General features: G+C 45.7%; 25 protein-coding genes and 1 pseudogene. 15 read left to right on the forward strand and 11 right to left on the reverse strand.

Annotation, left to right across the window (positions count from 1 at the left end; genetic code table 11):
- Positions 1 to 11 precede the first annotated feature (11 nt).
- Genes EIZ48_RS23390 through EIZ48_RS23420 form a run of 8 tightly spaced genes read right to left on the reverse strand, consistent with a single transcriptional unit; the run spans position 12 to position 4,214 of the window.
- Positions 12 to 488, reverse strand: a complete 477-nt coding sequence (locus EIZ48_RS23390) for a hypothetical protein (RefSeq protein ID WP_160657079.1) — start codon at positions 486 to 488, stop codon at positions 12 to 14.
- Positions 481 to 648 (reverse strand): hypothetical protein, encoded by a 168-nt coding sequence (locus EIZ48_RS29120; RefSeq protein ID WP_192928710.1) that lies wholly within the window; start codon positions 646 to 648, stop codon positions 481 to 483. The genes EIZ48_RS23390 and EIZ48_RS29120 overlap by 8 nt, the downstream gene beginning before the upstream one ends.
- Before the next feature lie 14 nt (positions 649 to 662).
- Positions 663 to 2,840 (reverse strand): hypothetical protein, encoded by a 2,178-nt coding sequence (locus tag EIZ48_RS29125; RefSeq protein ID WP_192928711.1) that lies wholly within the window; start codon positions 2,838 to 2,840, stop codon positions 663 to 665.
- Positions 2,827 to 3,015: a hypothetical protein gene (locus EIZ48_RS23400; RefSeq protein ID WP_160657082.1), complete on the reverse strand. Its 189-nt coding sequence runs from the start codon at positions 3,013 to 3,015 to the stop codon at positions 2,827 to 2,829. Before EIZ48_RS23400 ends, EIZ48_RS29125 begins: the two co-directional genes overlap by 14 nt.
- Positions 3,015 to 3,515, reverse strand: a complete 501-nt coding sequence (locus EIZ48_RS29130; RefSeq protein WP_192928712.1) for a hypothetical protein — start codon at positions 3,513 to 3,515, stop codon at positions 3,015 to 3,017. The genes EIZ48_RS23400 and EIZ48_RS29130 overlap by 1 nt, the downstream gene beginning before the upstream one ends.
- Positions 3,512 to 3,715 (reverse strand): hypothetical protein, encoded by a 204-nt coding sequence (locus tag EIZ48_RS23410; protein ID WP_160657085.1) that lies wholly within the window; start codon positions 3,713 to 3,715, stop codon positions 3,512 to 3,514. The genes EIZ48_RS29130 and EIZ48_RS23410 overlap by 4 nt, the downstream gene beginning before the upstream one ends.
- A complete protein-coding gene (locus tag EIZ48_RS23415; RefSeq protein WP_160657088.1) occupies positions 3,712 to 3,999 on the reverse strand; it encodes a hypothetical protein in 288 nt (95 codons plus the stop codon). Before EIZ48_RS23415 ends, EIZ48_RS23410 begins: the two co-directional genes overlap by 4 nt.
- Positions 3,996 to 4,214, reverse strand: a complete 219-nt coding sequence (locus EIZ48_RS23420; protein ID WP_160657091.1) for a hypothetical protein — start codon at positions 4,212 to 4,214, stop codon at positions 3,996 to 3,998. The genes EIZ48_RS23415 and EIZ48_RS23420 overlap by 4 nt, the downstream gene beginning before the upstream one ends.
- A 145-nt stretch (positions 4,215 to 4,359) precedes the next feature.
- Here EIZ48_RS23420 and EIZ48_RS23425 point away from each other — a divergent pair, with 145 nt between their 5' ends.
- Positions 4,360 to 4,620, forward strand: a complete 261-nt coding sequence (locus EIZ48_RS23425; RefSeq protein ID WP_160657094.1) for a transcriptional regulator — start codon at positions 4,360 to 4,362, stop codon at positions 4,618 to 4,620.
- Between the two features lie 20 nt (positions 4,621 to 4,640).
- Here the strand turns inward: EIZ48_RS23425 and EIZ48_RS23430 are convergent, their stop codons facing one another.
- Positions 4,641 to 5,009 (reverse strand): DUF3693 domain-containing protein, encoded by a 369-nt coding sequence (locus tag EIZ48_RS23430; protein ID WP_160657097.1) that lies wholly within the window; start codon positions 5,007 to 5,009, stop codon positions 4,641 to 4,643.
- Positions 5,010 to 5,128: 119 nt separating this feature from the next.
- Between EIZ48_RS23430 and EIZ48_RS23435 the strand changes: the two genes are divergently transcribed.
- The 11 genes from EIZ48_RS23435 to EIZ48_RS23485 all read left to right on the forward strand — a co-directional run bounded on the left by EIZ48_RS23435 (position 5,129) and on the right by EIZ48_RS23485 (position 14,839).
- Positions 5,129 to 5,713 carry a 3'-5' exonuclease gene (locus EIZ48_RS23435; protein ID WP_205298612.1) on the forward strand — a complete coding sequence of 195 codons (585 nt, stop codon included), beginning with the start codon at positions 5,129 to 5,131 and terminating at the stop codon, positions 5,711 to 5,713.
- A 2-nt stretch (positions 5,714 to 5,715) separates the two neighbouring features.
- A complete protein-coding gene (locus tag EIZ48_RS23440) occupies positions 5,716 to 5,925 on the forward strand; it encodes a hypothetical protein (RefSeq protein ID WP_160657103.1) in 210 nt (69 codons plus the stop codon).
- On the forward strand, positions 5,909 to 7,357 hold the full coding sequence (locus EIZ48_RS23445; protein ID WP_160657105.1) for a replication initiation factor domain-containing protein: 1,449 nt from the start codon (positions 5,909 to 5,911) through the stop codon (positions 7,355 to 7,357). The genes EIZ48_RS23440 and EIZ48_RS23445 overlap by 17 nt, the downstream gene beginning before the upstream one ends.
- Positions 7,345 to 7,647: a CTX-RstB family phage integration protein gene (locus EIZ48_RS23450; protein WP_160657108.1), complete on the forward strand. Its 303-nt coding sequence runs from the start codon at positions 7,345 to 7,347 to the stop codon at positions 7,645 to 7,647. The genes EIZ48_RS23445 and EIZ48_RS23450 overlap by 13 nt, the downstream gene beginning before the upstream one ends.
- A 130-nt stretch (positions 7,648 to 7,777) precedes the next feature.
- Positions 7,778 to 7,975, forward strand: coding sequence for a hypothetical protein (locus EIZ48_RS23455; protein ID WP_160657111.1), 198 nt, complete (start codon positions 7,778 to 7,780; stop codon positions 7,973 to 7,975).
- Positions 7,976 to 7,999: 24 nt separating this feature from the next.
- Positions 8,000 to 8,248: a hypothetical protein gene (locus EIZ48_RS23460; RefSeq protein ID WP_160657114.1), complete on the forward strand. Its 249-nt coding sequence runs from the start codon at positions 8,000 to 8,002 to the stop codon at positions 8,246 to 8,248.
- 659 nt (positions 8,249 to 8,907) lie between these two features.
- Positions 8,908 to 9,957: a hypothetical protein gene (locus EIZ48_RS23465; RefSeq protein WP_160657117.1), complete on the forward strand. Its 1,050-nt coding sequence runs from the start codon at positions 8,908 to 8,910 to the stop codon at positions 9,955 to 9,957.
- Positions 9,957 to 10,355: a DUF2523 family protein gene (locus EIZ48_RS23470; RefSeq protein WP_160657120.1), complete on the forward strand. Its 399-nt coding sequence runs from the start codon at positions 9,957 to 9,959 to the stop codon at positions 10,353 to 10,355. Before EIZ48_RS23465 ends, EIZ48_RS23470 begins: the two co-directional genes overlap by 1 nt.
- 3 nt (positions 10,356 to 10,358) lie before the next feature.
- The gene (locus EIZ48_RS23475; protein ID WP_160657123.1) at positions 10,359 to 11,801 is read left to right on the forward strand and encodes a zonular occludens toxin domain-containing protein; all 1,443 of its coding nucleotides are present in this window, start codon (positions 10,359 to 10,361) and stop codon (positions 11,799 to 11,801) included.
- A 991-nt stretch (positions 11,802 to 12,792) separates the two neighbouring features.
- Entirely contained in the window at positions 12,793 to 13,500 is a 708-nt protein-coding gene (locus EIZ48_RS23480; protein ID WP_160657126.1) for a phospholipase D family protein, read from the forward strand.
- 361 nt (positions 13,501 to 13,861) lie between these two features.
- On the forward strand, positions 13,862 to 14,839 hold the full coding sequence (locus EIZ48_RS23485) for a hypothetical protein (RefSeq protein ID WP_160657129.1): 978 nt from the start codon (positions 13,862 to 13,864) through the stop codon (positions 14,837 to 14,839).
- Positions 14,840 to 14,921: 82 nt separating this feature from the next.
- Here the strand turns inward: EIZ48_RS23485 and EIZ48_RS23490 are convergent, their stop codons facing one another.
- Positions 14,922 to 15,287: a DUF3653 domain-containing protein gene (locus EIZ48_RS23490; RefSeq protein ID WP_160657132.1), complete on the reverse strand. Its 366-nt coding sequence runs from the start codon at positions 15,285 to 15,287 to the stop codon at positions 14,922 to 14,924.
- A gap of 207 nt (positions 15,288 to 15,494) precedes the next feature.
- On the opposite strand from EIZ48_RS23490, the pseudogene EIZ48_RS23495 reads away from it, so the two are divergent.
- A pseudogene (locus EIZ48_RS23495) lies at positions 15,495 to 16,445 on the forward strand (ISNCY family transposase); the annotation flags it as partial.
- Positions 16,446 to 16,824: 379 nt separating this feature from the next.
- On the forward strand, positions 16,825 to 18,420 hold the full coding sequence (locus EIZ48_RS23500; protein ID WP_160657135.1) for a BCCT family transporter: 1,596 nt from the start codon (positions 16,825 to 16,827) through the stop codon (positions 18,418 to 18,420).
- A 164-nt stretch (positions 18,421 to 18,584) separates the two neighbouring features.
- Here EIZ48_RS23500 and EIZ48_RS23505 read toward each other — a convergent pair whose 3' ends face one another.
- Positions 18,585 to 18,791 (reverse strand): YodC family protein, encoded by a 207-nt coding sequence (locus EIZ48_RS23505; protein ID WP_160657138.1) that lies wholly within the window; start codon positions 18,789 to 18,791, stop codon positions 18,585 to 18,587.
- A 338-nt stretch (positions 18,792 to 19,129) separates the two neighbouring features.
- Between EIZ48_RS23505 and EIZ48_RS23510 the strand changes: the two genes are divergently transcribed.
- Positions 19,130 to 19,528 carry a response regulator gene (locus EIZ48_RS23510; protein ID WP_160657141.1) on the forward strand — a complete coding sequence of 133 codons (399 nt, stop codon included), beginning with the start codon at positions 19,130 to 19,132 and terminating at the stop codon, positions 19,526 to 19,528.
- Positions 19,529 to 19,633: the final 105 nt, after the last annotated feature.

A 19,633-nucleotide genomic window follows, 5' to 3' on the forward strand; every position in this document is an offset into this window, starting at 1 on the left:
TTTATGTTTGTTTAAAAACGGGCGATAGCACCGCCGCAAATTGCGCCCAGAACGATGCCGCGGACAATTGCCCACCACGGTTTAGTTTCGGTTTGGGGGGCGGTTGCTGTTCGGCTTGTTGCCTCAGTGTCAGAAGGCGCCTTTTCTTCAGAATCGCGGCTTTCACTGCCTGTTTCTGGCAGTGTCTTCGATGCTTTTTCAGTGATGCTTTCGGGTTCGTCTTGATGCCCATCGGTTAACGGCTCCGTGTCGGCTTGCTCGCTGGCAAGCAATTCATCCATGGTGGCGAAATATTGTGACCAGTTGTCCTGTAGACGCTTGCCTGTACGCTGGTCGGTACCGCAGATATCACAGGTGGTATACAGGAACTTTCCCCGTTTGCCGCGGGCTTGGTGGACTGTTATCACATTGCCACAGCGGCAGCGCTTACCGCCCAGTGTCGGGTTGGTGCTTTTACGAACGGGCCAGCCGTTTACGTCCTTAGCCATGTTTCCCCCTTTGCTCCAGCTCACTCAATTTTTCGTTAACGCCGTTCATCCATGCCAGCACCAAGCGCAGCGGGGCCATGATTTTGCCTGCCATCATGCTGCCCTTGGCCTTGTCGACTTCCTTGCCTAGCTCAGACGTTATCTGCTTCAATTTATCCATTTCGTTTGGTTCCCTTAGACTACTTTCCATTGTTCGTATTCATGGCGAACACGCATATGCTTGGCGTGCTCAGCCTCGATATCACTTTCCGGTGGTATCAGCGGGTCAGTCAGTACGCTGTGCCAGTAGGCCCGCTTGTCTTCAAACCGTCGGTACTGGCTGGCAAACTCGCTGCGGGCGATGGCCTTGGCCTCGCTGACTGATTCGACGTACTCGGTATTGTCATCCACGGTCACGGGGGTCATTGACCAACCGCGTGCCCCAGCCGCCCAGAGCAGAAAATCATAGGCTCTGGTTTCGGCCTGCTCGCCATCGAATGACAGACAAAAAATGTTCTTGGTGTGGGCGTAGACCTCCCGGCTTTTGGTTTGGTCCCGGACCGCCTTCGCTTGGTGCTCAAGCCGGATAATCCGGGCGGTCAGCTTGTTGACGGCCTGCTCGGGTTTATTGGCTTGTTTTGCTATCGCTTTGGCCTTGATGGTTTGGTCTATTTGCTTTTCAAGCCGCTTGAGTCGGCGGTTTAGCGGTTTGCGCCACTGCTCCAGCTTGTAGCCGCATTCCTTGATAATGGCGGTGATGTTGTCGGCCTCGAAGCTGGCAAGACAATCCCATGCCGGAGCACGGCTGCACTGGGCAATGTTGTAACGGTTGCCCTTTATCAGGCCTTGGTCGGCGTTATCGCCCTTGGCGGCATAGCCCACCGCCTTGATGATGTAAGAGCCTGCGGCCATCGGCTTGCGGATTCGCTCCAAGTGGGCAAACCCATTGCCCCACAGCTTTTCGAGCCGTTGCGCCCATGCCGGGAACAAGGGCTCAGGCACTGCCCAGTTAAGCAAAACGTGAACATGGGGATTTGGTTCGCCGTCCTCGTTGGCCGGGCATTCTGCCACCCAGATATAATGAAAATCGGCGGTGTCCTCCGTGGGGCCGAACTCGCTGGGTTTGCTGTGGCCGGGTACATGTTTCTCCGTCTTGTTGCACTCTTTCAAGCCTGTTTCGGGGTTTGTCTCGACGGTATGGCTGGCAACCCAACCGCGCTGATACATTTTCTTTGCCCCGTCGAGGAACCGTGAAACTTCGCGGCCGATAGTAGTCTCGGCTTCTTTGGTGATAGTGAACTCTTGTTCCGGCTTGAGGAATATCGGGGTATATGGCCCGGCAATCTCGCCGCCTTGGTTCATGACCTTGACCATGCCGTCATCCAGAATATCGACGGTTGCCGCGGGGTCTGCGGCTTCGGTATCGATATAGCAATAGGGTCCGGCAATGTCTTCGACACTCGGTGCCATGTTGCGCCGGATTTTGACCGGGGTATTGGTGCCGTCGGTACATTTGAGCTGCGGACGGCCCGACAGCATCGAGCGCGGGCCGCGGGTTTTACTGGCTGGCAGTGGCGGCTTGGGTAAGGTGCAATACGGGGCGGCATCGCCCTCGACCACACCGCCCATAATCCGGTGACGCTGCTCCTTGGAAAATGTCAGGGTCAGGAAGGTACAGAAACCGCCGTGACAGGTAGCAACGTAAGCACCGGATTCAAAAATCTTGCTGACCGCCCGCTTGGTCAGTTTCTCGGTGTAGCGGTCACCTTCCTGCGGAGCCGGCGCACCGCTGCTCGGGGTCTGGGTGTAGAACTGGAGTTTGCATTGTCCCGACCAATCCCGCTGCATCAGTCGAACCATGTTCGGGGTGATTTTGGGCTCAACGACCTTGGCCCGGCCTTTGGGCGACAAAACACGGGCGCAATTCTCGCCCCCAGAAAGCGCGTACAGGGTTTCATGATTGTAGGCGGCCTCTGTACTTACCAGTACGGTATCACCGCGCTGTAGCTTACGCTCCTGTCGCAGAATCTTGTCTAATTGGGCTTGTTGTGGGTGTGTCGGACTTTTGCGCCCTTGGACAAGCCTATTGTTCCCGGCCCTGCGTGCCGCCGCTTCGCGGAGGTGTTCGGCATTAACTTTCGGCAAAGAGCGTTCGTGCGCTTTTTGCATCTCGGCAAGAAAATCGACCTCCCGGCCGGAACGCTCAAGCGCCCAAGCGGGTGAAATAGCCTGCGATGAAATGGCCCCTTCGGGTTGCGGGCCACAAAAATGGAATCCTAAAAAACCGCTATCATAAGCGGCTTGATTGGTGAGAGTCTGGTCATGGGGCTGGACAGCGCCAGCCACATACAGCAATTCATTAGTTTGGAGCATGAATCGCCCCCATAATCCAACTCATCACACCGACAACGGCCCATGCATAAAAAATCGCATCCCCGAATTCATAAGGTGCAATTTCCTTGGGTTTTTCATTTCGTCCGCCTAACCAACCAAAAAAGCAGGCTATAAACCAACCGAAGGCGAACCAGCCAAAACCGAAAGACTCCATTACAGGCCCCCCATCACGTTAACTGCCTGACGGAAGGCGGCAAAGATACGGCGAAACTCAGCGGCATCATTGAGGAAGAAAGCCGCACCTTCACGGTCTCCCTCTAGGCGACGATATTTAGCCAGTGATAGCGACTCTTTCCACTCATCAAGAGCATGTTTTGACATGAAGTCAGCCGTTACTGCCTTGTCTAGCGGAATGGTTACCTCATGTAGCGGCATAGCAGAAACCGCCGCCCCCGAAGGGGCTTTGGTCACTTGCTTTGGGATTCTTTGAATTGAATCATTAATCTGTTGAACGGGAACAAGGCACTTATTCCAGAATTGAACCGGGATACCGTCTGCAATAAACGCCCTTGCGGAATTTGGTGTTAGTTCCAAGGCTTCTTTTTCTATATCAGGCGGCAATGGGCTTTCGTCCTTTGGAACTGCGAAGATGACCTGAAGGTTTTCTCCGTCTGTCAGCAGGAGGTATTTAGTGTTGAAGTCTGCAAACATCATAGCTCCACCTCCAACGCAACGATTAGTAGTTCTGGCTTTTTGCCTTTAGCTTCCAGTTGCTTCGTTATTTTTTCGGCAGCGGATGAATTAAAGAACAGCTTTCCACCTCTGAGGCTCCAAGCGGTTAACACACGCTCGTCTTTGCCAAAGGCATAGAAAAATCTGTCACCTATACGGATAACTTGGGCCTGAGCTTTCATAGCGCACCCCCTTCGACACCGTGAAACTTCTCTAGGGCCGCCGTGAGCTTTTCCGACTGCTCGAAGTCAGGTTTTCTTTTATTGATAGCTACCTTATTTGCGGAACCAATTGCCTTAAATAACCGCGTCAGCATAAGTTCCGGCATTGCCTCGGCATACGCAAAGTTGATTCCTAGAAACAGCGCTGTATGCGCAGACGAAGCTCGATCATTGCTGGCTGCGCGTTCAGCGCGATATGCGTACTTAAATAGCCCTTTTTGTGAAACTAAGTCTGAATATTTCATTGCGCCCCCCCTAACCCAATGCCCGCGATGTAGTGCTTGTATTCGACCTCTTCGGCCTGACGCTCCTCGGCGGTCTTAAAATTGAATTTCTCCCTTAGCTGTTCAATGGCAGCGAGGGATTTCTTGAGTAGTTTCGGGTCGGGGTTCGAACAGCCTGCCATATCCGGACAGGGTCGATGTATCGGACTGGTGACAATATGTTGCTGATTTTCCATAATCTTATCTCCCAATAAGCAAGTGTTTGCATGTGCACTATTAGGATTAGTCAACTTAAAGGAAGCGTCAACCTCACGGAAACTATAGATATGACCAAAATGATCGCCTAGAATTTAACAATCATTGGGATATTTTGGATTCAGAATGACTTATACAAATGAACTATTAGACTTAGTTAAGGATAAGTATTCCCTAGCTTCTGACTATAAACTTGCTCAAAAGCTGGGTGTAAGTCGTTCTCGTTTAAGCAAATGGCGTAACGAAATAAACTCAATGGAATGGGAAATTGCTTTTCAAATCGCCGACCTATTAGAAATCGACGACCAAAATGTTGTTTACGGTTTATTGGAAGATAAATACGAAAACCCTCGCCTAGTCAATGCCTTAACTGCACATCTTTCCTAAAACAAGGCTTTCGACGAATTTTACCCTACTATACATAATGCGCACTCATATATATTCCCAAGTACAGATGTCACTACCAAGCCAGACGCCAAAAAAGCCATGCTAAACGCCTGAATTCCTTGGCTATTGAGCTTTTTTGCAATATCCGCCCACAACTGCTTCAGCTTCGGATTGTCGTTGCGGTCACTGTGACAGCCCAGCAAAGCTTCCCTCGGGTCGATGTTTGCATGTTCCGCCATAAAAACAGCTTCACTATCAGAGATATAGCGTTTGCCTTTGCGCATTTCAGAGATTCTCTGCTGCGGAATATTCAAATCATGGGCAATCTGCTTGTCTTGTACGTAGTTCATGGCCTTTTTATAGCTATCTAACAGGTAATTTGCGTACATAAAAAAATCCTCCTAGCGTATATCATAGCGCTTTAATCACGAAATTTCGTGTATTGCACACACGATGAATCGTGTTTATATTCGATTTCAATCTCTTACAGGTATTGGATTGAATGCATATGAACGGCAAATCACCTGCTCAACTGGCAAAACAATGGCTTGATTCGAACTGCTTGATTTTGGATACCGAAACCACTGGCCTTTACTCTGAGGCGGAAATCTGTGAGTTCTCAGTTATTGATGCGCAAGGCACTGTATTGCTGGATACGCTGGTTAAGCCAACTCGTCCGATTCCTGCCGATGCTACAGCAATTCACGGCATCACTAACGAAATGGTCGCTGATGCACCATCTTGGTTTGAGATTTATCAAGATGTTGTGACGTTGTTGGCTGGTCGTTGTGTGGTTATCTATAACGCGGCTTATGACACTCGATTGATTTCTCAATCTACATATCGTGCTGGCTACAAGCTTAATGACGTTATCACTGACCTTGATGCAATTGATGATAGTGCTGAATGCGCCATGCTCGCCTATGCCGAATTTTACGGTGACTGGGATGAATACCATGAAAACTATCGCTGGCAGCGTTTGACCAATGCAGCAGTCCAACAAAGTGTTGTTGTTGATGGTAAGGCTCACCGTGCATTAGCTGACTGCCGTATGACGTTAGGTGTTCTACGGGCAATGGCTAAGGAAGTCTAACCATGTCTGAGCAGCTCTATTACGAAATCAACGACGACGGTACGGGGTTCGCTTTTATCAGCGGCGAACCTGAGTATTTCCGCTCGTTGGCAGAGCTGCATCAGATTGGTGCTGAATTTTACCCGTCCGGTTATGAGCTTCATCAAGTGACATCGGACAACTGGCAATTACTTTATGACGAGGGGGTTTTTGATAATGAAATCATTAATTGATTACCTCTCGTTTACGTGGTGTCCGGCTGAGCTTGGTCAGATTATTGAGCTGGCAAGAATGGGCGCATCACTAAAGCGTCTGCATAACTCGCTTGAATGTTCAGATGATGATTTTGGTGTTATGGCTGAGTCAACCAACAACAAGTCATACCCTGTTCATATTGTTGAGTTGACCTCCTCTGATATTGCGGTTGAGGGTGTCTATAAACCGTTTAGTTTCCAGTCCGGTGAGGTCGATGTGATGACCTGCGGATATAGCCATCAGAATTTCGATGTATCGAAAGAGTTACGCTGTCACCTGTCAGAATCCGAATTTGTTGTGGGTGAAGACTCTCGCAAGTTTCATGAGGTCAAGCGAGATCTGCTCGACCATTTTGGCCTGAATACGGTTGATGCTTTGTGTCACGGTGAGGTTGACCGCTTTGTCAATCGTCTCAATTTTGGCCTTGGTCTAAACGAGAATGAATGGACTTACTCGCTGCGTCCCGGTGGCTTTTCCGGTTATCCACATTCGGCCAATATTCTCGTTAACGGTCAGCAAGCTGGTTTGTGTGCTTGGGGGGCCAAGAATCACGGCTGCTATGTGTCTTTCTCCGGAGCTGGCTGTGTGGCGTTAGATATGCTGGCCATGCAGGAAGCTATACAGTCCCTGCCCGGCGCTAAAATCACTCGTCTTGATATTGCCTACGATGATTTGGCTGGCAAGAAAAACATCGATACGGCCCGAGAGTTAGCCGAGGAAGGCCAGTTTATTACCCGTGGGCGCCCTTGTTCTTACTCCTACATTGAATCGGGTCATATGGCCAAGGTTTGTGACTATGTAAAAGAGTCTGGCAACACGGAGTCTCTCAAGAAGCGCTATGGCATGATTCCAAGCTTGGGACGCTCGTTCTATGTCGGAAGTCGTGACGCCGGAAAAATGTTGCGGGTATATGAAAAAGGCAAGCAGCTTAAGTCAGAGCAGTATCCTGACTGGGTTCGCTGGGAGCTGGAATTGCGCTCTAAGGACAGGGTTATCCCGTTTGACGCCCTGACCAGTCCAGATAAGTACATCGCGGGTGCATACCCTGCCCTTGCTCATATCTGCGAGGATGAACAATGCACGATTGCTACACACAAGCGTACCTATTTGACCAGTGTCGAGAACGCTGTCAAGAACGGCTCTACCCAGTGTGGCAAGCTGGTTAACTATATGCGCCACTGTCTTGGCCTGACAGCTGAACAAGTGGTTCATCAGCTGACTAATCATCTTGAATTTCACGAGATACCGGACAGGCTGAACACACCGATATATCAAGATTCTGCCGAGTCCGAGGAAATAAAGACTTCTGAAATGATGGTTCTGCATCGTAACGGCCATCAGGAAAATATATTCAACCGCCTGGCACTGGCGGACTTTCATAACAAAGAGGAAATAACATGTCTGGTTTAACTGTATTAGCTTCAGCGGTAACAAAAGGGTCAGGAATTTCCAAGAAGACGGGAACGCCCAAGCCATATTCATTTGCTCAGGTACATTATCTGGTTCCTGCCAAAAGTTTTGTCAATGATGACAACAATATCCAGAAACTGGGCATGGAAGAGAAAACTATCTCGATGAAAGATGATGGCGCCCTATTCGCTCAGTTCTCGGATATTCAGTTTCCATGTAACCTCAAGTTAATATTGGACGCTGACCCTGAAAACCCTTCACGAAATATAGTCGTCGACTTTCAGGCTTAATATGACCAATAACTTTGAGGTTAATTATTATATTATCCAGTCCGAACATGGGAAATCACTTCCAATTTGGATTTGGGATAAATACATACTGCCTAATGTGAAGGGCTAATTTAAAAATCACGGAATCCCGATGCGTTGCTTATCTGAAGGCCAAATAACCGATACCCCAGTACAGGAATGTGCCGGATATATATTGTTTCAGCCTGATGATGTTGCCATGTATCAAAACTTCGATAAAGACTTATTTAGCGAAGTTACTGGACTTCTCCTGCTCTCGTTCTTTGTGGGTCATGCCGCAGGTCGTTTAGTTCGCTGGCTGGGGAAATAATCACTCTTAATAAGGAAATGAGTTATGAAAACTGCACTAATGAACATCCAACAGAATGCCACTCGCAAAGTTGTCAAATATGCGCCTCGTGTCAGCGCTGCTGTGGCTACCTCCTTCTATGCCTTCGCAGCAAACGCGGCCGACTACACAGAGCAACTGAATGCGGCGGGAGTTGAAGCTCAGACCAACCAGAGCACAGTGGTTTCACTGGTTGTCGGTATTGCTGTTATCGGCTTCGGGGCAACAATGTTCCTGAAATGGCTGAATAAATAATGTCTAGTGTATCTCCTGAAATATTATTCGGGATTGCACATTCCATGGCCCTTATTTACGGCTTTGTTTCAGGGGTGCAAACCCACTAATTACCAAGGGGCTTCGGCCCCTTTTTTTATGGCTGACTAAGGGATTAGTTATGCGGTATTTAGTCTTCATTTTGATTTTTTTAAGTTTTAGCTCTTTTGCGAATGCGAAAATGTGGGAGAAGGTTTCTTATTCATCCGGTGGTTTTTATCAAAAAGATTGCGCAACAAAATATGCAGATTTTCAACTTAATGTTATAACAACTCGCCCAGGTTATTCTGGCATTAGTTTTGTTAATCATGGTTGTTCTGCTACTGAAGGTTCTAAGTGGCATTTTTTTGAAGCTTATGGGGCTTTATTCACTTGTCCCGATGGTACTGTTGTGCCTGAATATCCATCAGAAGAATGTGAACCTGAAGAAAATTATTGTTCTTCAGAGCAATATAACCAAGATAAATCGGCTGCTGAGCAACAATGTATTGCGAGTACACCTGAAGATCATAATATGAACTTCAATGCCTCTTGTGATGCCGATACTCAAACAGCTAATTTTCAGTGTGACCATACGCCTATTAATGGCTGTGTCGGTGATGCCTGTCCGAACCCTGACCCCGGTGGTGGTGACAATCCCGGTGGCGGTGACAATCCCGGTGGTGGCGGTGATACTCCCGGTGGTGGCGGTGATACTCCCGGTGGTGGCGGTGATACTCCCGGTGGTGGCGGTGATACTCCCGGTGGTGGCGGTGATACTCCCGGTGGTGGCGGTGATACTCCCGGTGGATACTCCCGGTGGTGGCGGTGATACTCCCGGTGGTGGCGGTGACAATCCCGGTGGTGGTGATGATAATGACCCTTATGCATTTTGTAAGGAGTACCCAGCCCTATGCGAAGACTATGGCGATTGCCCAACGCCTGAAGCGCCTTGGCTTTGTGATACGCGACCTGAATGCGACCCGTCCAATGGGGATATTTGTCTCGATTGTGACCCTGCTGTAGACGGCAGTTGTACTGATACTGACAGTATTATTGCTGCTATTAATGAAGTGAAGTTTGCCGTTCGAGACCACAACAAAACCACCTTTGATGTGAAGAACAACACTAAGGCCGTTGCCGACAATACCAAAAAGGCCAACAATCTGTTGGCTGAGATTCGGGACTTGAACAAGGCTGGCAATGACATCCTCGATAACAAGATGGTCGAGATGATGACCAACCTTGACGGGATTCGAGCGGATATAGCCAAAGGCAGTGGTGACATTGTAACGGCCATCAATAGCAAGGGCTCTGCTGATCCTGACGACTTCATCCGAAGTGATTGCGAGATAGCCGACAACCAAGACCGTCTTATGTGCCTGCGCCTGAATGGCAAATTACCTGACAAGGGAAAAGATCCGTTTGAGGATGTCTTGGGTGAAAAAAGCCTGAAGAAACTCGATGACGATATCGAAACCCTACGCGACGAAATTACCTCTTTGATGGACAAGTTTGCCAATGACCTGGGCACGGTGTCATTACAGGAAGATGGCGCAGTTCCAGTCTTGTCCGCCACATTCACCAAGGCCGGAAGAACATTCAGGGCTGACAACTCAGTTTGGATTGAGCAAAGCGGCACTATCAGGTCGATAGTCCTTGCCGTAGCTGCGCTTGTTGCTTTCGGCATCATTATTTTAAGGAGAAGATAATGAAGTACGTAATCCTAATAACGCTTGTAGGCCTGTCGTTGCCCGCCTTAGCCAATACCTCAAGTGATAATGTTTTCCAATGGTTTATCGGTGTGGCCGACCGCATCGATAACTTCTTTGAGTATGCGCCCTCGTTTATCGAGCGCATGTACTCCTACATCATCCGTTATTCCATCAAGCTGAAACTGGCCATGATGGTCGAGAGCATGCAGTTTGCCTATGGCGTAGCCAAAGAACTGCTTAACGACCTGTCGGTTTATCAGTTCATTGATGCCGCCTTTGCGTCGCTGGACCCAGACATCAAAAACACGATTGCGGCCTATGGTATCGGCTCGGCGGCCATGCGGGTTATCGAGGCAATGACTACCCGCTTCGTGATGGACTTTATGGGAGTGTAACGGATGGCTACGATTATTCGACATGGTCCGGCAGGTTCTTACAAGTCAGCCTGCGCAGTCTGGTTTGATGCCCTGCCCGCGTTGCGTGAAGGCCGCGTGGTTGTCACCAATGTGGAAGGTATGCAGGACATTTCAACCATCGAAAAGCGGCTGGGTGAACGGTTTCCGATGACAGCCAGAGTTATCCGTATCTCTTCGATGAACGAGAACGGTATCCGTCTCTGGCAGCACTGGTACAACTGGTGTCCTATCGGCGCCCTGATACTCATCGATGAGGCGCAGGATATTTACAACAAGACGGCAGGCTTTGATATAGCGAAAAATGTCTATCTGGGTATCGAACCATTCGGCCAGCTGCTGCCCAAAGGTCACGTAGATTTCTATAACAAGGTACTGAACGAATTCCAGCCGGATGAGGTTGCCTTCGATGACACGGGCGAATCCATCGTTGACGAGTCCGGCAATGTTATCCTGCCGAAAAACTTCAATATGGCGTTCATGCGCCACCGAAAATACAATTGGGATATTACCCTGTGTACGCCTGATATCCGGCAGATACCCGCAGAAATCAAAGGCGTTGCCGAGCTGGCCATACACCACAGCTCGAAGGATTCACTATTCCTCACCAAACGCCGTCCGAGACTGTGGGAACATAACCCGAAATCGTCAGCAACCAAACCAACCAAGGATGACACCACCAAAGGCGTTCGCGTGCCCAGGGCCGTTCACCTTATGTACTCGTCCACGGTCACGGGCCAGATAACCAAAAGCGGTGCCGGCTCCTCAATCCTTAAAGAGCCAAAGTTCGTTATCTTTCTGATCACCTTCGTTGTTTGTCTCTTCTTCCTTGGGAACTCTGTGTATGAAATTGTTAACCGTGATTCTGTTAATGCTCCAGTACCGTCTGGAGAAGCTCAGCCAGCACAAGCTGATTCGAATGATCATCAAACTCCTGTGTTACCTGCTCAAACTGGCGAGGCCCGTAGCCAAATGGCTGGGCACTCGCCTACTGATATTCGTATTGGTGTCACTAGTTCTTCGGATAGCGCTCAGTCTGGGAAGCCGCGTCCTTATGTGGATTTGACCGTAACGGCATGGCCTTATGATGTCAGCAAGCTGTATGTTTCGGGGGTTCATTTTCGGGTTGTCGGCGAGCAACGAAAAACCCAGACAACCATTATCTTCGAACAGCATCTAACCGACGGTCAGCGCGGTTATGTCTATAGCGACCAGCTCAAGCCGCTCGGCTTTGAGTTTGTTGTCTTAGACCCCTGCTTGGTACAGGTGGCCTATGGAACAGACATGCAAGTCATTATGTGTAACCCGGTCAACGAGATGACCGACTACCGAGAGGAACGCCAGCAGTTAGCCAGTACAGATGATATGGATTTCAATGTAACGCCGCTGGCAGGCCTTGTCAGCAACGATGAGAACGGAGCAATTTGATGTGGAAGGTATAACACTAACTCCTGAGCAATTTTCCCAGTTGCTTGATGTGATCTTAATTTATTTCTTTGCAGTTACTCTTCTTGCAGTTTTTATAGGGTTGATGCTGTGGGATGCATTTTCATATTTGATAGGTAAGTTGTATGTTTGGTTGAGAGTCAGGCATATAAAAAGGGTGCGCAATATATCTGCCTGATTAATTCAATCAGCGCCACTGCCTAGTGGCGCATGAGAATGGAGGCTCCACCTCGGAGGGCGTCGCTGGGCAGCGGCGCCCTCTTTTTGTTGGTTGATTCGGCTTATTGTTGAACATATAATTATTTTAGTAATGATTATTTTATTATTAGTTTTAGCACTAAAGTCACAATAATATTGTAATTCAAAAACGTTAATTTCATTTTGACGTAATTAACGTAATTTTTTGGTTGCAATTCCTGTAATTAAATCTGAGGGCTTGTTTTTATCCCTTTATATTAATAAAGGGCATTTTTTGAGTGGCTTAAATTGGATTTAAGAGCGTTTTTGAAAATTGCAATGAATATTTCATTTTAAAATATCGCAACATATAAGCAGCTTTGCTGCGTGGCACCTCCTCCAGGTGCGCCGAGTGTAACGGTCTATCCGTGCGGAGCTATCAACATAACTATCAGCAACGTGAAAACACTTCTTCTTGCCAGGCTGGCTTTTGGGTTCAGGGCTCTTCTGCCTATCGGTTCTTTCGGTGAAATATGGTGCGCAGCGTCACCCCGTCTAGTAATACGGGGTGAAAGGTTTTAGGCATACCATGCCCTTCAGCGCGGTCCTGAACTCCCGAAATGTATCACGCGGGTAGATACCTATCATGTCCTTCGGCGTGCAAAGTTGCTCAGCGAGTACAGTTCTTATTTGGACTCCACCGCATTGATCAAAAACACATTTTTATCATGAAGAATTGATTCATGGTCGTGATGTAATATGCTACCAAGCTCATTACTATATACGGATGTCTGTCATGGCTAAGTTTTTGAATACAAGCGCTACAAATTACTATCTCGAGGAACTTATCAAAGGAGCATCAGAACGGTTGATTCTGATTAGTCCTTTTTTGAAGTTGAACGACCGTATTAAGGAATTGCTCGAAGATAAAGATCGCTTAAAGATAGATGTGCGCATTGTTTATGGAAAAAGTGAACTTCAACCTGAAGAGATTAACTGGCTAAAAGAGCTTTCCTTTGTCCGTACTAGTTTCTGTAAGAACCTTCATGCAAAATGCTATCTAAATGAAGATTCATGCATCATTACCAGTTTGAACCTATACGAATTCAGTCAGGTGAATAACAACGAAATGGGTATCTATGTTTCGCGCGATGCTGATTCTGAGGTTTATAAGGATGCATACGAAGAAGCACAAAGGATCATTCGCATCAGTGATGAGGTTCGTATCTCACTTGAGAAGATTACCGAACCTACTTCGTCTGCAGATGAAACTCAGCACGATGATGTTGAACACACTAAGCTAACGACTTCAAAACTAGCCAAAAGCCTTGGTCTGAAAACGAATGAATTGCTAGATAAATTGCTAACTGCTGGTTACTTACAGCTAGTTGATGAAAGACACTTCTTAACGGATGACGGGAAATCTGTTGGTGGTGAGTTTAAATATAGTAAGCGTTTCGGCCCTTACTTTCTCTGGCCCAAAGATGTACTAGACCACGCATAAGTGTACTTTCCTGCTTACAGCTCATTACTAACCTCTTGAGCTGTAGTACTTCATCGTAATAGTAGTAAAGCTAAATTTATGAGCTGTTTAGCCCGGTATTGGCATCAAACGAGATATGCTCTAGTTACTGTCATTTTAGCCTTCAAACTGTAGCAAACTTTCACGGCATAACTGCATGGTTTTCTTATCATAACTGTGTAAAATGTCAGGCAGCATACGATATGAAGCTGAGTTGATAGTTTTACTATGCAAAATCAGCTATTTAACGTAATTGGTATAATGACTTTTAATGTTGGCAATAGTTGTTATACAAACTAAGTTCGTTTGATATAGCCTTAAGTTACAAAAGGATAATTAATTGATGTTTGAGAGCTTTATTCCATCGCCCAACGTTGTAGTAGGTAGTGTCATTGCTGCTCTTATTGTTGCTGGCATAATGGCTTATATAAATAGAAGGGCTTTATTTGTTATTGTTCCTAGATCTTTTTCATATTCAGATTTGTCGGCAGGTCAAATTGTCGAGCTAACGATTATCAATAAAGGTAATAAAAGTGAAGAGAATGTAGAAGTTCAGTTACAATCGAAGCTGAGATACACATTAATAGCTAGTACATTGCCAAGTTTAGATCTTTCACAAGATTGTATGATTAGCCTCCATCGCCTTCCTAAAGGAGAAGACGTTAGTGTTATTTTGAGTGTAGAAGAAGGTGAATTTTCTCAAGATTGTGTATTATCTGTTTCTTCAAAAGAAACAAAAGGAAAAGTAAAAAACAATATTGAGGAGAGTCAACAAACATCATCATTAGAAGTTGCTTTTTTCCTCGTTTTAATTTTTGTTGGTATGCCTGTGTTTGGTTACTTTGGTGGTAATCTTTTTGTTCAAGACATACTTCCTCGACTATCGTCTAGTACTAAAGCTGAAGTTGAGACTGTAGCGAGATTAGAAAATCAAGGTTGGGAGAAAATAAACAAGTTCGTAAAAGCTGTAGGCAGTGATATGAACGCATCAGAATGGCCTATAACAATTTCATTCCCGAAAAGAAATGGTGATTTGCTTTCATTTACTGTAAATATTAAGAATAGGTTACCGGAAAGAGCTCAGTACAATGTATCGCTCACCTCAACTTATGATCAAAATAAATACATTCTTAGTCATAGTATTTTGCCAAATCTAAGAGGTGAATACCTATTGTTACCTAATCAAGATACTTCTGAGAAACTAGAGATATATTTGCCATATGAAGCAAAGAAAAAAATTGTTGTATTTGAGTTCTTTGTTAAAGATTTGAATGGAATCTATACATTTAACTATGTATGGGAATATGACGGCAAGCAGTAATTGCTAGTAGTCAATTAAAACCATCTACAGTTTTGATTGACTACTATAAAGCAGTAAGCAGAGCCGAAGCCCTGCTCTTTTCTTATCGGGAAATCAACCTAGCCACTTTGATGATCTGACTAAGATTTTTTCTATCTGGTTCGGCTCCGATTTCTATCAATGCATTACCTGTGATGATTCGGTTTGGAGTTAATGACCATCGATTCGGTGTAATTAACAAGCCTTTTCTGATACTCCAGCCTCTCCACTCATCGGCTAATGGATCGAGTTCAAGGCCACAATACATTCGCATTAACCTTCTACATTCTGGCGGGATTGGTTTTCCTTCATCCCAAGATGTGACAGTTCTCACACTCTTAAAACAAAGTTTAGCGGTATCTTCTATACTTAATCCGCATCTGAAAAATCGGAAAATATAGTTTTCTGTGAGTTCATGTGTATTTCGCATCAAATCCTTCTTATCACAAAGAAAGGATTCTAATTGATTGTTTTATAGTTGGTTTTTAGTTTTAACATAAGCCAGCATAATGCGCACTCATATATGTAGCCGCAAAGCTAAAATGTCTCTTTTCTGCAAAGTGAAAATGTCCTGTTTTTCCTACGGTGATCAGACTCTATCTGGTCTGTGTGAGATTAACAAACGATGTTGGTAACCATGAATGACAAAGAGATTTTACGCCTGAGTGCTATCCGTGATGTTTGTGAAAAACGTATTCGACGCTCAGATGCTGCAAGTGTTCTTTCATTAAGCGTCCGTCAGATCCAACGTCTGGTGACTCGCTTTCGCCAGCTGGGCGCAGCAGGAATTGTCCATCAGCGTCGAGGCAAACCGTCACCAAACAAAATTCATGAAGATATTCGATGCCAGTGCCTCAGTATTATTCGTGAAATCTATCCAGATTTTGGCCCGACCTTGGCGCATGAAAAACTCACTGAACACCACAATATTTCTATCTCATTAGAAACACTGCGCCAATGGATGATCGCCGACGGCCTGTGGGTTCCTCATGCTAAACGTAAGCCCCGTGTCTATCAGCCTCGTTATCGTCGAGATTGTTTGGGTGAACTCATTCAAATCGACGGTTCACACCATGACTGGTTTGAAGAACGCAGCCCTAAATGTTGCCTACTCGTTTATATCGATGATGCAACTGGCCGCCTGATGAACCTACGGTTCAGTGAAACGGAATCGGCTTTCGATTATATGGTCGCAACTCGTGAGTATCTTGAACAACATGGCAAACCGACGGCGTTTTATAGCGATCGCCATGCTGTCTTCCATGTCAGCAAACGAGATGCTAGCACGGAACGTTTAACTCAATTTGGCCGAGTCTTGAATGACCTCAATATCGAGCTGATCTGCGCCAACAGTTCACAAGCCAAAGGTCGCGTTGAGCGCGCGAACAAAACGTTACAGGATCGCTTAGTCAAGGAAATGCGGTTACAAGGTATTGATACAATTGAACAAGCCAATGCCTGGCTCCCCGACTTCATTGCTGATTTCAACCGCCGCTTCGCCAAGCCGGCACGTTATCCCAAAGACATGCATCGCATCGTCAGAGAAGCACCGGAAGATTTGGACGATATCTTTGCCTGGCAAGAGCTGCTCTGACTTCCCCACTCTACAGCCAATAATCATTTGTAAAAGTCTGCATATATGAACTGAACTAAAGCCCTTGGTTAATAGCAAATGAATCTCACCTGAAATACTTAGAGGACAATTGACTTCTATCTAGAGAACCTTCCTTCCTTGCCTGACAAATAATTAGATATCTAACATTTTAGTCTAAAAGAACAACCAATCGCATGCATAAATACGCGTTTTTATTAGACAATTTCAGAGTAAATTTGGTTTTTCTCGTCATTCTTGTTACTATCTTTCAAAATTTCATTAAGTACTCTAAAGAATTCACCGTTGAGCCATTGGAAAAAAACGGCTCAAAGCCATTGGGAATGCTTAGTGTGCTAATCGAATAAGGATCAAAATGTCACAAATTAGGGACAAATACAGTATCGACAATACTGACTATACCGTCGGCCAGGACAACATCCAGAAATGGGGATTTGATGTTCACAATCCGGTTTTTGGTATCAGTGCAGGACTGATCATTTTCTTTATCGTTGCGCTTCTTGCAACAGAGCCTTCAACAGCCAAAGCAGCACTAGACGGGATCAAATGGCAAATCATCAATAACTTTGATGGTCTGATCATGTGGTCTGGTAATATCTTTTTGATTTTCAGTTTAGCTTTGGTTATCTCTCCTTTTGGTAAGATCCGCATCGGCGGAAGAGACGCTAAACCTGAGCACTCTAATAGTTCATGGTTTGCGATGTTATTTGCTGCAGGTATGGGCATCGGCCTTATGTTCTGGGGCGTCGCAGAGCCAGTGGCTTACTATACGGGTTGGTACGAAACGCCGCTGGGTGTAGAAGCTAATACACCTGAAGCGGCTAAAGTTGCCTTGGGAGCAACAATGTTCCACTGGGGACTTCACCCATGGGCAATGTACGCAATAGTCGCGCTTTCACTTGCATTTTTTGCCTATAACAAAGGCCTTCCGCTTTCAATGCGCTCCATTTTCTACCCTATCCTTGGTGATCGTACCTGGGGGTGGTTTGGTCACATCATTGATATTTTGTCGGTTATCGCAACGCTGTTTGGCCTTGCGACATCGCTGGGCTTAGGTGCGCAGCAGGCCGCAAGCGGAATTAGTCACGTATTTGGTGTCGATGTGGGGATTGGCTTGCAAATTGGCGTGATTATCTTTGTTACCTGTCTGGCTGTAATTTCAGTTATTCGTGGTATCGATGGCGGTGTCAAAGTTCTTAGTAATGCAAACTTACTCATTGCATTCGCCCTGCTATTGTTTGTTGCCCTTGTTGGTTTTGCTATTACGCTGAATACACTACCAACAACTCTCATGGGCTACATTGAAAACATCGTGCCGCTCAGCAACCCGCATGGTCGTGAAGATGAAACCTGGATGCATGGCTGGACTGTATTCTACTGGGCTTGGTGGATTTCCTGGTCTCCATGTGTAGGTATGTTTATTGCGCGAGTATCAAAAGGTCGTACCATACGTGAATTTATCATCGCAGTGATCTTCATCCCTACTCTCATTACGCTAGTTTGGATGTCAGTATTTGGTGGTATTGCCATCGATCAGGTAGCCAATAAAGTGGGTGAACTTGGTGCAAACGGTTTAACAGACATAACTCTGTCTCTGTTCAATGTCTATGAGGCACTACCGTTAAGCACGATGCTTTCAGTGATCTCAATCGTTCTGATCATGGTGTTCTTTATTACCTCTTCAGACTCCGCTTCTCTGGTTATCGACAGCATTACAGCTGGCGGTAAAGTCGATGCACCGGTTCCTCAACGTATTTTCTGGGCAACTATTGAAGGTGCGATCGCTGCTGTTCTGCTCTGGGTCGGTGGTACAGAGGCCATCCAAGCGCTACAAGCAGGAGCTATTTCTACGGCTCTGCCATTCACTATTATCTTATTGACAATGTGTGTGAGCTTACTGATGGGAATGCGAACTGAAATGGCTTACTACAAGGTAGCTTATAGCAAGTAGTAATCGCCGTTAAGACTAAACAAAAACTCCACCATAGCGGTGGAGTTTTTGTATTAACCCTCAGAGCAAACAATCTTTCAGTCAAAAGTTACACGGTAATGCTTCGCGGTATTGTGAATCAATGTCGCCCAGTCTTGCGATTATTCTCAAGTCTGCTGAACCATTTAAGCCATCGCTTCTTGTTGCGCTTCCTCTTGAGGCAAAGGCCCGGCATAGAGACTTAATGCTTGCGATGGAAACTCACACTGCTCTGGGTTCGCGTTGTTTACAAACCATTTGCAACTTATTCGGCTGGAGCCAGATATGCCGACTACAGTCATTAAGGGGCTACCGCTTTTTAAGCGAACAACATCACCGATTTTAAAAGCCATAATCACCTCTCATTAAATTCCTGTTTTTATCATAACAGCTTCAATGTATTTCTATCCGATGGGTTTATCACAGAAAAAAACTTTATATATCTGATATATAGCATGATGACTAGTCATGATATGAAGAAATCACGGCATCACATTTGGTGACAATGTCACCCCTTTCAGAGCCAAATGAGTAATGCATACATTTTCTAAAGTGCAAAAATGAAATTCAAGGTAATGAGTGTTTTGTTACCTATGCATGAATCCTTAACGAAGAGGCTTGTTTCACAACTGTGAGTGTTCTATCTTTATATGCATGTGAATCAATATGATGTGATCAGAGTTGGTTTTAGATGAATAGATTCTTAATTATTGAAGATAATAAGTTAATGGCTGAGGTTTTATCTCAAATCATACGAAAATGTATCTCGCCGAAAGAAATCATCAAGGTGAGCAACATTGCATCAGCACAAAAACTAATTATCGATTCAAGCTATAAGATCGATGCTATTTTTCTAGATTTGAATATTGAAAAACCACTGGATGGTTTAGATCTTCTTAGCTATATCAAGCGTACCTTACCTAACATGCCTGTTGCTATTATTACCTCAGAAAATGAAACTGAAGTTGTTAAGAAGGTACTATCTCACCAGCCGAATGATTACTTGATGAAACCACTATCTGTTCAGAAGGTACAACGCAGTCTGGCAAAATTTAAAGCAAACTCAGGAACCGTAGAGACTGGTTCATAAGCTTAGAGTGAATAGTTACACGGTCACATATTTGTTTGGCTATCTGTTATTTTTCAAAATTGGTAAGTATTAGTGATGATAGATAATTATTTTTTGTAATAAGAC

This window comes from Photobacterium alginatilyticum (assembly GCF_009910675.1).
Lineage (GTDB): Bacteria > Pseudomonadota > Gammaproteobacteria > Enterobacterales > Vibrionaceae > Photobacterium > Photobacterium alginatilyticum.